This window comes from Candidatus Gillettellia adelgis, from assembly GCA_020541285.1.
Taxonomy (GTDB): domain Bacteria; phylum Pseudomonadota; class Gammaproteobacteria; order Enterobacterales; family Enterobacteriaceae; genus Gillettellia; species Gillettellia adelgis.
The window spans coordinates 1,290,312-1,307,193 of the sequence record CP047043.1 but is presented as its reverse complement, the minus strand read 5'-3'; the positions used below and the strand labels follow the sequence as shown (position 1 = coordinate 1,307,193).

3 protein-coding genes and 1 pseudogene are annotated in these 16,882 nt (G+C 32.5%); 2 read left to right on the top strand and 2 right to left on the bottom strand.

The features are described from left to right. The first annotated feature begins 3,106 nt into the window (after positions 1-3,106). Together htpG and pssA are read left to right on the top strand one after the other, a co-directional pair. Positions 3,107-4,972 (top strand): molecular chaperone HtpG, encoded by a 1,866-nt coding sequence (gene htpG, locus GIY03_RS03130; RefSeq protein ID WP_457913664.1) that lies wholly within the window; start codon positions 3,107-3,109, stop codon positions 4,970-4,972. Between the two features lie 3,441 nt (positions 4,973-8,413). Further along, a complete protein-coding gene (gene pssA / locus GIY03_RS03125) occupies positions 8,414-9,769 on the top strand; it encodes a CDP-diacylglycerol--serine O-phosphatidyltransferase (protein ID WP_457913663.1) in 1,356 nt (451 codons plus the stop codon). A 1,416-nt stretch (positions 9,770-11,185) separates the two neighbouring features. Here the strand turns inward: pssA and polA are convergent. Beyond that, positions 11,186-13,985 (bottom strand): annotated as a pseudogene (polA, locus tag GIY03_RS03120) (DNA polymerase I). Between the two features lie 416 nt (positions 13,986-14,401). After that, positions 14,402-15,025 carry a thiol:disulfide interchange protein DsbA gene (dsbA, locus tag GIY03_RS03115; protein ID WP_457913662.1) on the bottom strand — a complete coding sequence of 208 codons (624 nt, stop codon included), beginning with the start codon at positions 15,023-15,025 and terminating at the stop codon, positions 14,402-14,404. Positions 15,026-16,882 lie beyond the last annotated feature (1,857 nt).

Sequence of the window (16,882 nt, the reverse complement as noted above, 5' to 3'; positions counted from 1 at the left end):
TAATAAATTCTATATTTTGAGAATGTTACATCCTACATATTGCTGTAGGAGTTGTGTCATCTAAGTTTACGGTGTGAATACTTTGCAAATATATATCATTGTTGTCAGTTAATACTGTTTGAGTGTTTTCGATTAGTATTAATTTATATTATAGTTTTATTTCTGTGTCAGATGATACTATCAGAAAACCAGATATGATTATTTTGTTTGATTAGATTTTTATAGTTTTTATAAGTTTCTTTAGTTTTATTGCATCAAAGTATTCGCTAACGTGATGATGTACAGGAGCTGCATAATGGTACATGCCATACTAATTATATTAGAGTGCTAGCTTAGAAGATAAAATAGGTCTCATTTAAGGATAATGATGTCATCTGTGTTATAGATGCTGCAAGTTCTAGTGCTAGGCAATGAATGTAACTTTCTTAATCATACAATAAGGATGTAGCATAAAGATATAGCGTTTTTAAGAAAAGCGGCGATACTTAATTATCCTGCAGATCTAAGGATCTTTAAATGTTCTGCTTTGTCATCTGTGTTATTAAACACTTCACTATACCTTACACTATTATCAGTATATGCATACTCTTCGTTGTACGACATTTAAATCTCGGGACTAGCCTCCAAGAATTTAGGGTATGAAATATAAAAAATTAGTGTTACATCTTAAATGCTCCTAACATTGATATTAGGTGTGTTGTGTGGTGTAATGAGAATAATCAAGTCAAATTATTTAAGTGGTTTATTAATATAACACTTCTATCCTTAGAAGATATTTGCTCGTCTAATAAAATAATGATAGTAGTATGTAGTGATATTACATTGATTATTGGCATTGTTATAGTAGAAACTTCCAATAAGTTGATATACGATAAACAAAAATAATCATATATTTCAGTGAGTATAGCGGTTAACATGGTGGAGCGATTAATGTTAATTAGATTGTCATTCGGTTAAGATTGATCATAGATCAATGCTAGCGCTAGCTATGATGAATATCATGAATATTACAAAATATCACAAGACTAACGAGTATACAGTAGAGTATTGGAGATAGTGTAATAGCAACGATTTTGTTTGTTATTTTATCTAATATTTTATTAATAGCTAAAACAGAAAATTGCCAGTTATTTTACTTTAGTATTATTTTGATGAATTACCTACACTATCTGAGGAAGTACAAAAAACTATATACAGTTGTATAGCGCAGTATAAGAGTGTAGATTTAAGATTATTTATGGGTTATCTTACGCGATAATTAGAGTGTTTAGGTGCATTTTAATGATGGTAGCGAGCTTTAGTTTTCGCCTTACTTGCCATCAGTTAAATGCAGTTTAGTGCACTTTATAAAATCTTCTGTTCTTTATTAAAATAGGTAAAGTAATGACTTTATTCACTGTTACATTCAAAGATTAACCTGTATATCGAAGGATGAATCAGTTAGAATATACTCTATGGATAATTCAGAAAGTATTATCTTTTATCTTTAAAAGATAAAGGTTTACAGATGCATTGATGTTGCTGATTAATTTTTGTGCTTACCGGGTGCTCTGTAATCTATATAATGCAGCGTTATGTCAAAATCTTGATGTAAACTTTTAGTAAAGTTGCATCAGACTCATCCGTCGATAAGAAATGTATTCGTCGTTCTTTTAACATTCAAAGTAAATAAAAGAGATATTGTAGAGATCGTGTGAAGGTACTATAATATTTTCTTTATGGTATTAATTACTACTTTGCTAACTTTGGTTCTTCTGCAACAGAGCATTTATTACTAATATGGATTATATAATCTGTATAATATACATTTTTCAAATGTAATGAGTTAACGTGTTGGCAGTATTAATAATGGCGAAGCTGGATAGACGTTTAATGGTACGAAGATTTTAAAATATTAATAATTATTTCTCCTAAGAGACATGCAAAGTCGATTTATTGAACGTCAATCGCTCTATAATTCACAAATGCTTTTATGTAGGTGAGTTGCATTCTTATTGAAATATTATTATATTGTTTTTATCGATGGATTATCTTCAGATATTTCCGATACTTAAAATAGAAGAGATATAGATTATTTAATGATATATTATATGTTAAGATATTCGAATTTGAATAACCTCATTTTTATAAAACAGTGTAATTTTTACAATGAAGTAGATGATATGATAAATATCACTTAGTTAGTTGTGCGACGTTATATAAGTAGTTTTTATCTCGATCGCCATAATGTTACTAGACTTAGTATGAATGAAGAAATATTGACAATACAATTCTATAAAGCAGACAGAATATTATTTTTAATAAACGTAAAACTCAAAAATTTCTTTTTGAAGAAATCGTATTCACTTAGTAATTTTCAATGGTTACTAAGTGTAGATTATAACAATTTTATCATATTGATGCCAGGTTTTTAATATACTAATTGCCTGTCGAGCATTGCCAGGTCAATGATTTGTGTCCTACATATAGATGTATTCATGTTGATAACATTGTTGATCATATCTGTGCTAGCTACGATCTTACCGTAAGAAGCAGTGTGTCTAGTCTAACCGAGTAGTGGCATTTAAATAACCTATGGATTAAGTGTACTAAAGACGTAGGAATTTTAAGTGTTGGTGTGTGCACGCCTAATTAAGTGGTAGCAAATATGCTAAAATTCTGAATGTTTTCAACTGTCATGTTAAAGTTGTATACTTACATAATATGTTTTAGAAATTCAGGGGTGACAGGCAAAATGATTCGCCACCCTAGTATGAGATGAATTTATTGATTTGAAAAACCAATAGGTTCCATGATCTTGCGGTCACGAGGTTTTATTTTTACTATAAAATCACTGCATATCGATGCAGGCTTATGAGATAGGGATTTTACATGTTATATGTTATATCAAGGTTCGCTAGAATTACTACAGTGAGTAGTAGTATACCAGTATGCATGCTGGTTAGATATTAGACGATCACGCTGATTTTTTACAATTATTCAGATTGTCAATAATTCTAAATGGTCCGTTAATTGTTTGAAACATTATGCGTATTTACATATAGTATTTATATATTCTGTATATTCTGTGGTTTTTGTAACTCTTGTTTTGAGGTGATCAATGAGCATGAAAGGTCAAGAAACGCGTAGATTTCAGTCTGAAGTAAAACAAATACTTCATTTGATGATTCATTCTTTATATTCCAATAAAGAAATTTTTTTTCGCGAATTAATCTCCAATGCTTCAGATGCTGCTGATAAGCTACGTTTTCGAGCATTGTCTTCGCCAGAGTTGTATGAAGGGGATGGTAAGCTCCATGTGCGTTTATCTTATAATAAAGCGCAACGTACACTGACTTTCTCTGATAACGGAATTGGTATGAGCCGTGAAGAAGTTATTGATAACCTTGGTACTATTGCGAAATCAGGCACTAAAGCTTTTCTTAAATCTATGCATTCTGATCAGGTAAAAGATAGTCAACTTATCGGTCAATTTGGGGTTGGTTTTTATTCTGCATTTATTGTAGCAGATAATGTAAAAGTGCATACGCGTGCCGCTGGCGCTCCTTTTAATGAAGGAGTGCACTGGGAGTCTACTGGCGAGGGAGACTACACTATTGCAGATATTATCAAAAAGACTCGTGGAACTGATGTCACACTACATTTGCGTGAAGGTGAAGACGAGTATCTTGATGATTGGCGTCTGCGTTCAGTAACTAGTAAATACTCTGATCATATCACATTGCCAGTAGAAATTAAGAGCAAAAAAGAAGACGATACTGTGTACACTTGGGAAAAGATTAATAAAGCACAAGCTCTATGGACTCGCAATAAGACAGATATTACTGAAGAAGAGTATAAAGAGTTTTATAAACACATTGCCCATGATGTTACGGATCCTTTAGTTTGGAGTCTAAATCGCGTAGAAGGTAAGCAAGAATATATCAGTCTGCTTTACATTCCATCTCATGCTCCGTGGAATATGTGGAATCGCGATCATAAATACGGACTTAAGTTATATGTTCAACGTGTATTTATTATGGATGATGCTGAACTATTTATTCCAAACTACCTGCGTTTTGTGCGTGGCATTATAGATTCTAATAACCTACCACTAAACGTCTCTCGTGAAATGTTGCAAGATAACCGTGCAACTCAGAACATACGTAGAGGATTAACTAAGCGTGTACTACAGATGCTAGAGAAGTTAGCACACGATGATCCTAAAAACTACCAGAAATTCTGGCAACAGTTTGGCATGGTACTCAAAGAAGGTCCTGGGGAAGATAGCGGAAATCAAGCGGCAATTGCTAAATTACTAAGATTTGCATCCACACACAGTGATAGCGCAATGCAAACCATCTCGCTAAAAGACTACGTTAGCCGTATGGTCGCGGGACAAAAAAAAATTTACTATATCACTGCCGATAGCTACGCTTCTGCTAAGAGCAGCCCACATTTAGAGTTATTTCACAAAAAAGGTATTGAAGTTTTATTATTATCTGATCGTATTGATGAATGGATGATGAGTTCTTTGACAGAAATCGAGAATAAATCATTTCAATCAGTGAATAAGATTGATAAAGAGCTACATAAACTGGAAAATGAAACTGAACAGCAAAAAATTGCTGCGAAGCATTTAGAACCATTTATTGAGCGCGTGAAAACGTTCTTAGGTGAACGTGTAAAGGATGTGCGTTTAACATATCGACTAACTGATACCCCGTCAGTAGTTATTACAGGTACAGAAGAGATAAGTACGCAAATGGCCAAGCTTTTTGCCGCTGCAGGTCAGAAAGCACCAGAAATAAAATATATTTTTGAGTTGAACCCGGAACATGTGCTGATCAAACGTGCCGCTAATGTAGTGAATAACGAAGACTTTTCTGAATGGATCGAATTGCTTCTTGACCAGGCTTTGCTGGTAGAACGGGGTACGTTGGAGGATCCAAATCAATTTATCGCCCGAATTAATAAATTTCTCTCCGAATAATGTAAGATCTGTGCGCTACTAACTGATGTATTAGTAGCGTATTGCTTCTTTATGTCACTTTATCTTCTTTATATTGTATGAATATTTGCGATTGACTCTCTGTTTGATTTAATCAGTTATTTCTTAAAAAAATAGGGCATCTTGTATTAACTATCTTGAATACATGGATACCCCAAAAGATGTTAAAAAAACAGACTATATAATGCTGTTGGAGAGAGACGGATGGTAATAAGTAAGTCTTGTTATATGAAACAGTAAAATTACTACTAGGAAATAGTTGTTGTTCTAAGTCTTGAGATGTAAAGTATTTTATAGAAAATAATATATTCGAATAGAAGTCATCTTACTGACGCTAAAATCTTCCTTTTTTTAGATATAATCTTATAAAACTCTTAGTTTTTATAAATCTTGTATGCATTAACAGAATATGGCGCATGCTCAAGTAATAGTAAGTTTTAGTGTGAATGTAAAGAGCTGATAGTTATCTACTCATAGGGTACAATGTACCACTTATAAAGTGTATAACAGGTAAGTAGTGATTTACTATAAATATTACTGTTAAGTCATTCAATAAATCATCAGTCTCCAACTATATAGTACCAATATATAGCTACATAGCTTCGCTGCAATATCTGTAGGTAAAAACTTATCTGATATACGTAGGCGACATAACGTACAATTCAATATGCATACTTAATAACTGATGATAGAAAAGTATCAGTTATATCTGTGCAATATTACAAGTAAAACAAGATTGGACAACATTGTAACAATCCTCAGCCAATCTTATACGTATAAGTGTTCTGTAACTGTTATAAAGATAATAGAGTATAAAATGTAAACATGTGCACATTCTCTTTTTTAGAGAGTAGTTCTTTGATAAAGAAGTAGTAGTAAAAAGTAAATGATAGTATAATTATTAAGCATCACGATTTGCTATTTTATAGTGTACAGTTGATTCTAATAATAAGATTATGGACGGTGATTGATAATAAAGTAAAAATGCAGAATATGTGAACATTCTAAAAAATTTTATATTTAAGTTAGTCAGCACGCTGCTCTTATGGTGCGACGTAATTTTATTGCTTTTGCTTAAGCAATCGGATTGATAGCTTATAGGCTATGAGCGGCTGCTGATGACGAATATTTTATGGCATCTCTATTGAGTCATTGCGTTTACGAGCGGTTATTTTAAGATTATGTTTTTCGTTATGTGATATTGTATGGTGCACTAATTTACCGGTATTTAAGTTAAGTACAACGAGATTATTTTAAAAGTTTCGTAATTAGTTTAATCATTCTAAAAAAACTAGTTTACTGATATCACTAGAAATTGATGATTCAGAATATTTAAGATGACACTAGATTAGTTGATCGAATCTGTATTTGTGCAGTGATATGTAGTAATCAACGATTCTTGAGCTCTCTCACAGTTAGTAAGCTGTGAATAATTTTCGTAATATGAATTGCATATAGAAGTATTGAATATAGCAGAGTTATAGCCGCTATTAGCTACATAAATTAATTCCACTGAGATGATAAGTTGTTTTTTAGCGCTAGATTGATTGGTTAGTTAATACTATTAATAGTATTCATTACAATAAACATAAAATATGACATAGAAGTGCTATTTGCGATTACGTTTTACGTTAATTAATTACTGCAATCTTTCTATAAATTTGACGTCAAGAGCGAATAAGCCTACTTAAATATTTTGTGTTCTATTTCAAAGTGTTATATTTTGTTTATGTTCTTTTAATATTTTATTGAGTTATATAAAACTAATGATATTTTTATTTAGACTGAGGGTTACATGTAATAACTAATGATAACCGAATTGTTGATACTTGTCTCTTGGACGCTGTTGAATAGGTGTATTATCTTGATAATAAGTGTATTATCTGAATTAAAGATAACCTTTATCGTAGTACGTGTACTCAGTAGTTAAAAATTCATTGATGAAGTCAGCTGCATTAGTATACTAAAAGGAGTAGGTAGATAAGATCTATCGAAAAAATTTATTGGGCACTGATTTAAATATCGTTAGTGCTAAATCTATATTTATCTATAAGAAATATTCTTTATTAATTTTAAGCGTTAATATTAATAAAAAATAGATATCACGGGATAATCATTTATTATTCCTGCTTCTAGAAATTCTTTAGCATCTTAGCTATGTTGAAATACTAAATTAACATAATGATCGTGCTAACGAAAAAGCTAAATTTTTTTGCCGATGCATGGGTTAGTGATATAAGTTTATTAATTGATATTTTATTATAAATTTATCACAAGAAATACACTATGTGTAATGTGCTGTGCATGTAATACTTACAAGAAAATTGTCGGCATTCTTAGAATGCTGAGTGATATTATTTCTGACTATTTAATTGAATATTGATCTGCTCCATACTTAACATAGTTGAATTACAACTAGATTAGTAAACTTAATATTTGCTAAGAAATGTCTTGATACTTTTAAACTGCTTAGACGGAATATGTTGGTCTGTGTGGATAGTCATCAATGTTCTAATTGTATAAGATAGTACACTACAATACTACACAAGTGTTAATAGCCGACAGCAAGCGTGTTTAATGCTGTATGTAATAATAGCACTAACCATCTCTTCACTCCAAGTGCTTCTATCGATACCACCATACAACTATATTAACAGAGATGAGCTTACTGGAAGCTATCCATCTATTATGAATAACAATGTTTTGGCTATATATCTTTTACTGGAAAGTAAAATTTTGGTATGCCAGCTATTTATGTATTAAATGTAATCTTCGACATGCGTTGGCAACTAAATAATCAAATCATTGAGATTGTTCTTGAATATAAACAGATGAGCAGTTATCCGAGGCGATCAAAATCGATAATATTTACTTAGGGATAGGTAGGGGAATAAAACTACAAGTTTTACTGGTATACTACTTTTTAGGAGATCTTTACATGATATATAGGCAAAACTTTATATAAATCTTCTATGATTTCATTAATAGCCACCTTAAACTATGTTAATATAATTTGTAGTATTATTGACGATAGATAGTTGATGTATTATTGAGGCTAGTGATTTTAATTTTAAAGAAATTTAACAATATTGTGTATCAGTAAAAAAAGATATAATAATATAAGTAATTGTACGTGTAGTACACATTTTAAGTTCATGAATGCTTTCTGAAGTCAGATCATTCACGATATCATCAAGATTGATCATTTTAACTGAAACGCATATATCTCTCCATGTGATTGGATTTTATTAACGTGATAACCAATGCGATATATTGAGGTTATGAAATCGCTTTTTAGTTGTAACATTTAGAACGTGCCTCTAATATCATGTTACTGTTCAAGGTGAACTAGAGTATATATGTAATCAGTTTTTTATGTTTATAGTTTGATAAACATTCTTATAAAAGAAGAAGCGCATTGTGATGTTGTCAAAACATACACTTAGAATACATCAACAACATCTTATGCAATTACCTAAACTCCCTCAAAGTTTAGTGAATATTCGCACTTTATATGCACCATCAGATTTTCGTATTAATCTACTAGAATCTATAGTTAAAGCTACCCAACGCATCTATCTGGTAGCCCTATATTTAGATCATGATAAAGCTGGAAGTAATATCCTTAATACTTTGTATCAAGTTAAGCAGATACGGCCAACGTTAGAAATATGCATTCTAGTTGATTGGCACCGTGCGCAACGCGGACGTATCGGTGTTTCTACTGCTAATAATAATGCTGATTGGTATTGCGCAATGGCGAATCGGTATCCAGACACATTAATACCAATATATGGCGTTCCAGTTAATACCCGTGAAACACTAGGCGTATTTCACTTAAAAGGTTGTGTTGTTGATGACACTGTAATTTACAGCGGAGCTAATATTAACAATGTATATTTACACCAGAATCAGAAATATCGTTATGACCGCTACCAATTAATCACAAACCCAGTTTTAGCTGAGACAATGACTTCTTATATAAAGAAGCACCTGCTCACTGCTAGTGCTGTGCAATGCTTGAATAACAAAAATCGTCTAAACAATCTAAAGAGCAAAAAAGACACTCGCCAGTTTCGCTCTGCTCTGAGACACGCTAGTTATCAGTTTCAAGGTAATGCGCGCAACGATGAGTTGGCAGTTATTCCTCTGGTAGGACTTGGAAAAAAAAGCATTTTAAATAGCACCATTCATCATCTTATCTCCAGTGTTAATCAAAATCTGACGTTATGCACACCTTATTTCAACCTTCCTGCGCTACTAGTGCGCAATATTGTCTATTTGCTACAGCAAGATAAACAGGTAGAAATTATTGTTGGTGATAAAACCGCTAACGATTTTTTTATTCCAGAAGACCAGCCGTTTAATATTATTGGTACGTTACCGTACTTGTATGAAATTAATTTACGCCGTTTTCTTAGTAGTTTGCAGTGCTATATTGATACTGGTCAGTTGATTTTACGTCTCTGGAAAGATGGAGGTAATAGTTTTCACCTAAAAGGTATGTGGATAGATACTGAATGGCAATTTATCACTGGTAACAACTTAAACCCACGTAGCTGGCGATTAGATCTAGAAAATGCTATTCTTATCCATGATCCTCAGCAGAACATGCATGAACAACGACACAAAGAGTTAGCATGTATTCGTACCCACACTACTGTAGTGAGGAATTATCTAGAACTACAAAGCATTTCGCAATACCCCAATCAAGTACGCACACTAATTCGTCGTTTACGTCGAATACGTATGGATAAGTTAATTAGCCGTATATTATGATGAAACGCGATGCTGTTGCTTGTATAAAACTTTGTAATTATTTAAAGCTATTTATATTCTATCGTAATAAGATAGTTGCCTGATACATAGGGAGTTTTCTTTTAAAGGTAGATAGTCAGTAATCTGTATGGCTGTAGTAGAATATCAAAATTTGTTATATAGCTGCATTATAGCGTGCGACTTTATATTTTAAAGCGCTTGTTATTATTGAAAAATAAAGCCCTATTAAAGAATAGATATGTATAACAATCACGGCTATGCTGCCTAGCAGATAGTGAATAAAAATATATTCACTACGTCTACGAAATAGTAGTGAGGATGAATAGACTGATGCAAAAAGCACGTGTATAGCTTTATATGCGTGCATATTCACTAACTAATCTTAGTGATTATATGGTGAAAGAATACAAAACTGTAGTGCAGCTAGTTAATATATAGTAATAAGCAGTTGCTTCGTGATTTTAGAGATGATTTAATAGATAAAGAATAAGATTTTCAATTATAAAACTATCAAGTATACTGAAGAAATATAATTGAATTCTATGGATGTTATAGCATATCTACTAGTAAGTATGTTGGAAAAATTAGACTATCTCTTTTTTACCAAAATTAATAGCGTACTTAAGTATAAAGTGTAGTCGTATCAAACATATTTATAGAAAACTATCAATACTAAAATAGGAGATTTATAAACAATAGGCTGTGCTGTTGTTTGTAGTTTTTATTGATTTGTTGAAATACTATTGATGTATGATGCAATATATTTTAGGAAAGTTTGTACATTAAAATAATACATATTCTATTAAATATTATAATTGTGATGCTCTTAAAAGACAGAGTTAGTAAATTAATTGATAAATTAATACATTTAATTGTACAATATAATTTGTTTAGCATCATTAAGTACATGTATGAAATACAGAAAAAAGTGAATACTATTATTAATAGAATAAACTATTACTTTGTATAAAAAGTGAAAATGAGGAAATAATAAATATTAAGTTTTGTTTTTACCTACCTGTATGTGTTTTATACGAGACAGTAAAGAAAATGTTAGTATGCAAGATATAGCAATAATAAGACTATTTATCTAGCTATATAACGGAAATATCATGGAAAACATTGGTTAGGATTAATAACATTTTATATTTTCAAAAATAAATCTTCTATACAATAGAAGATAAACTGAAAATATTTAAATTATAAGGGTTATATAAATATTAAGGTAAGCCCATTTATTAACGCTCACTGAGTGCTATTACTATAATTTACATAATGTTATTGTGTAAAATAAGCAATTCTTATAGATAAGGTTCCGCTTTTATAGCCTACGCATATAAACTAAGATTCTTACTGGTGCCAGTAAGGTAATGTCCATCATGCTATTAGAATAAAGATTACTTCAGAAGAATAAAATTAGTGTGCTTCATCCCAGTTAATACCTATTTTGACTTCAACTTTTAATGATACTGTTAGCGACATACTATTTTCCATAAGTTTACGAATTTTCTCCACAGATACGTGGATAACTGATTCATGAACCTCAAATACTAGCTCATCGTGTACCTGCATAATCATCCGTACTAACGGAGGATTTTGTTGTGCTATCCAATCATAAATATCAATCATTGCACGTTTTATAATATCTGCAGCAGTACCCTGCATTGGGGCATTTATTGCTGCTCGTTCTGCTGATTTTCGATGCATTCTATTGCTAGAAGAGATTACTTTGGGTAGATAAAGCCGACGACCACCTAAGGTGCTAATATAACCGTTTTTAGCAGCTTGTTGACGAGCGTGTTTTATATATGTCAACACACCTGAGTAACGTTGAAAGTAGCGATGCATATAGTGCTGCGCTTCGTTCTGTGTAATTCCAAGTCGTTTCGCCAAACTAAAGGGACTCATTCCATAAATCAGCCCAAAGTTGATTGCTTTAGCGCTGCGGCGCTGTTCACGAGATACTTGGTTTAACGGAACGTTGAATATTTCAGCTGCTGTAGCACAATGAATATCTTTCTCTTCAGCAAAAGCTGCAAGCAAACCTAAATCTTGCGATAAATGAGCTATAATACGCAGCTCAATTTGTGAATAATCTGCAGTAACAATGAGGTAATTCTTAGGGGCGATAAATGCTTGTCGAACACGCCGCCCTTCAGAGGTGCGGATAGGAATATTTTGTAGATTTGGATTGCTAGAAGTAAGACGTCCAGTGGTTGTGACTGTCTGATGGTAAGAAGTATGTATCCGACCGCTGATTGGGTGGATCATTAGTGGTAACTTATCGGTATAAGTAGTTTTTAGTTTTGCTTGGCTGCGATATTCAAGAATCACCTTTGCCAGTGGATAATGCAGGGCTAGCTGAGTTAGTACTTCCTCATTAGTTGATGGTGCACCACGTGGAGTTTTCTTTATGACAGGTAGTTTTTGTTTGTCATACAGAATTTTTTGTATTTGCTGTGGTGATGACAAGTTAAATGGTTCCCCTGCTAACTTGTACGCTTTTATTGCCAGTGTGTTCAGTGTTTCTGTGAGTGATTGAGAATGCATCCATAAAATAGCGGAATCAATTAATACTCCGGTACGCTCAATATATGATAACACTGTTACGAGTGGCATATCAATTTCACTAAAAACCTTCCTTATTTCACCTATATTTTGTAGTTTTGACCACATCGCTAGGTGTAAGCGAAGCGTGATATCAGCAGTATTTGTTCCGTAGGAAGGTGTTTGTGCTATGTTAATTTGATTAAATGTTAATTTATTGTGACCTTGGTTAATAATCTTTTCAGAGTCATCAATTTTATGATGTAAATATTGATTGGCCAATTTGTTTATATCATTGTGGCTTTTATCGTCACCTAATACATAGGATTCCAACATAGTATCATAAGCGATACCGCGTAAATTAATTCCGTAGTGCGCTAGGACATTTATATTAAACTTTATATTTGTCCCAATTTTTAGCGCTTTTTCATTTTCTAATATAGGTTTAAGTTTTTCTAAGACATCGATGTGATCCAATGGTTTTGGTTTCTTTAAAGAATCATTTAGCACTGGTAGGTAGACAGCTTCACCAGGTAAGATGGCGAAAGAAAAACCTAGTAATTTGCTATGCCATGCATTTAAGTCATTAGTTTTCAATGTAAAGGAAAATATAGTGGCCTTATTTAACTGTTGTAACCAGTCAAAGAAAATGTGTTTATCCAAATCGTGATATACCTAGTTTAATAGAATGATTTTTTATAGTTTATAGCGTCGCAGTGACTGCTTGTATTAACGTTTCTAAAGTAGCAAATTTTCATATCTCAAGTTTTCTGCGATCTAGCGAAATGCTGGCTTCTATTTCTTTGAGACAGCGTTCGAGTTCATAGCGTTTGCATAGCGGTCGTAATACGTCTATATCTGGCATAGAGAGCTTAAGATCGGAATAGGATTTTTTAAGTACAACATTAGTTTTGATAGTTGCCAGTTTATAGGAAAGATAAGCAATGTCTTTGTTCTGTTCCAATGTTATAGCAAGTTTCTTAGCACCACGAATACTAAGTGTCGCGATTTTTTTTAGGTTATCATATAGTATATCGAGCCCACCCAGATTCTGTAGTAAAATCTGTGCTGTTTTTTTACCAATTCCTCGCACACCTGGAATATTATCTGCAGTATCTCCCACAAGAGAAAGGAGATCAATAATTAATGCAGGTGGAATACCATATTTTTTGTATACTTCTTGCGGCCCGAGGATAGTTTTATTCATTGTATTAAGCAATGTGATATGTGAACTTACTAATTGCGCCATGTCTTTATCTCCAGTGCTAATTAATACGGAATGTCCGGTTATTGCAATTTCTAGTGCTAGCGTGCCGATTACATCATCCGCCTCAACTGCTGGTGTAACTAGTAGTGGCACTCCCATGGCTTGCAGTATGTTATAGAGTGGTTTGATTTGTTTTTTTAGATTATCTGGCATGGGCGGTCGGTTTGCTTTGTACGCTGGAAACAATTCATTGCGGAATGTTTTTCCTGGAGCGTCAAATATTACTGCAATATGACTGGGCTGATACTCTAATAGTAAGTAACGAAGCATACGCAACACACCATGTATTGCTCCAGTTGGTTCATTGGTTGAATTAGTCAGTTTTGGAAAAGTATAATAAGCACGGTAGAGGTAGGAAGAGCCATCAACCAGTATGCATGGATTTCTTGTAATCTGGATCATTGGTGTTTGTTATCATGCGACATAGTAGTATATGTAATATAATTGGGTCAGTAGACAATAAAACTATAGTATGTGTTATAGATTAAATAACATGATCGCGCTAGAGCAAGCACTACGTCACTGCTATGAATAATGACGTGTGTAAAAATTGTAGATTTAATGATACTTTTAAAATATATAATTTAATTAAAAATTAAACAGAGATTATACACACGATGGCTGTACTTTTTAGTCGCTCGAATAGGTATTTATTATATCTACTGTATTGGCGCGTAACATAAACTTATCCTAGATAAATCAGATATTTTAATAACCATTGATGTAGTGTAAATTAATTGCCTCATAATAAATTGTAAATGTTTAATTTAATAAATTAGTATAGATATACTAAATATATTTCTTAAAAGTCACTAAATTTATTTTTTTTTATTTAGGAATTTGATCACCTCGGAAAATTGTTTGATATAAGCATTCATAGAACTCGTGTCTAGTCCGTCGTTTTTTACCATGTATTTTCCGTTAACAAAGATAGTCGGTACACTTTGTAGTTGGTATGTTTCTGCACCTCTTTCTTGTTGCATTATCAACGATTTCACTCCCAAGCTGTTCCAAGCAGCATCGTAATCTGTTGCGTTGATACCAGCTTTTACAAATATGTTACGTATGTCATCTGGGGTGTGTATGGTTGGGTTGTGTTGCACGGCTCCAAACATTAACGGGCTGACTTTGTCCTCTACATTTAATGCTATTGCTACAGCCCACGCTTGTGTCAACAGCTTGCCTAGTGGCCCTAAGAACGTCACGTGGTATCTGACGATTCTCGTCCCAGGAGGCAACTCTTTTTTTGCTCTCTCAGAAATATGATAGATTTGTTCAAACTGATAGCAGTGCCGACAGTAGAAGGAAAAGAATTCTAGTACCTCTGGCTCATGAGTCATAGGTTTGTTTATAGTAACATATTGAGCACCATCACTGAATTGTGCAGCTAAGACACTGTGTACCATAGTCATGCTAACAAGTGCTAAACATATTTTTTTCATGATGCTGCACCCCTTATTTTTCTAAAATATTCATACATTATTGTCTACTTCAGAAAGCTTTTAAAATCAACAAAACAATACTATTGTAATAGCATACTGCAAATGAACCGCCTGAGTTATAATGATATGATTATATCAATACTAATATGCTTTTTATTCTATCTTGGTCAGTGTGCTAGTGTGTATTGCTTCTCTTTCTATTTTTGATGTAAATTATTAGTAATCCATGTAAATCATTTTTAATTTTTAGTCTGTAGACTAGCGCTTATATCGTTTAAAGCAGTGTGAATTTTAATATGTTTATCTATGATCTATGTTATCTGTTATTTAAAATATAGTAAGTATCGCTTATGATTATCGAAGATATTGTATCTTACATCAACACACCTTATTTAATAAGTGTTAACATTCGCATGTTATTTAGCAGACGAGAGTCCTAAAGCTTATTTTGTCATAGATATTTCGATAACAGAGATCACTCTAGCATTACAATGATTTTATTAAATCTTATATCTAAGACTCATATATGATGAGAGGACTATTCGTTTGTACGAGGCTGAGATTTATTTGATAGTACTGCGTACTGAATAATAATATACGCTAAATCTCAAGCATAGAAGCTATAGGAATTGCTTGGACGGGGTTTGCAGACCCTAGAATTATTATATATCTGACAGATGCTCTTTTGTTGATTGTAGTAAATGCTACTAAACTACTTAATACATAGTGCTTGTTCTTTTGATACTTAATATATTTTAGATATAGCAGTCTACCTCTCTGATGGTACAAGTAGTAAATTTATCACCTGATTTTCCGGCTGATCTTCAATAGGACGAAGTATATAAGTACTTAAAGTGCGAATAAAACTTTAAGTTAAGCGACTATTTTTAGTGTGCAAGCACAAGTTAATAAATTAGAGCATCATTGTATTAACCTAACTGCATTAGATGTTGGTTTTGCTAAAAAATGTACAACTGCTGTTATACTAAGGCTGATGCAATAAATATTAATAGTTTTATTGTACTTGTGTAAAGTTAGAGTCGTCAATAGATCCCTTTAGTGCAAGCGGCCTTACGTGCAACCTATTTTATATTATCAGTCGTCATGAATGATAGGTAAGACCATTAGATAATATACGATCTGATTATTCCTCGTTGCTACGCATAACCTAAAAAAACTTTAGAGATAACAAGTATTTCACATGCATGACGTTCCTAACTATTAGTTCGTAGCAACATAACTAAAGCTACCGTAGCATAGTAAAATTATTTGTATCGATATAAGTATGCTAGATTATCTGCGCATAGCAATAGACTTGTTCTGTTATGAAATATTAGACAGAAATATAGTGATCTTATTTAACTAATCATAAAATATGTCAGCTTTGTTAAAAGTCTTAGGGGTTGAAAATGTTTTCTAGTATTATTTGTGATAACAGACTCATCGCATCAAAAAAATACAGGTAAGTATTATAATACTGTTGCATTATGCATACCCTAAAGGCCATATAATGGCTAAGAATAACAGGAAAAACAAACGTCACTATAGAAGCTTTGAGATTGAATCGATACTCATGATATGTGATTGAATTTTTACTAACATATAATAAATTAACACTAATGATGCTATACAAAGCACGATAGATCAGTACTATAAAGGTTTATTAAGATGGGAGTTAATAAATTAAAACCATGGCTCTAAGAATATTGAAAGAAGGTAGCCAGTATGAACAATTATCCTATGTTACCGTCTGAATAACACTATTACAATGTTTTATATGTTAACGATATTTGTCTTGGTGCATCGAACTAAAAGCAGTTGATCAGCGATTTTTGATGGAGTTTTTATAAAAATTCT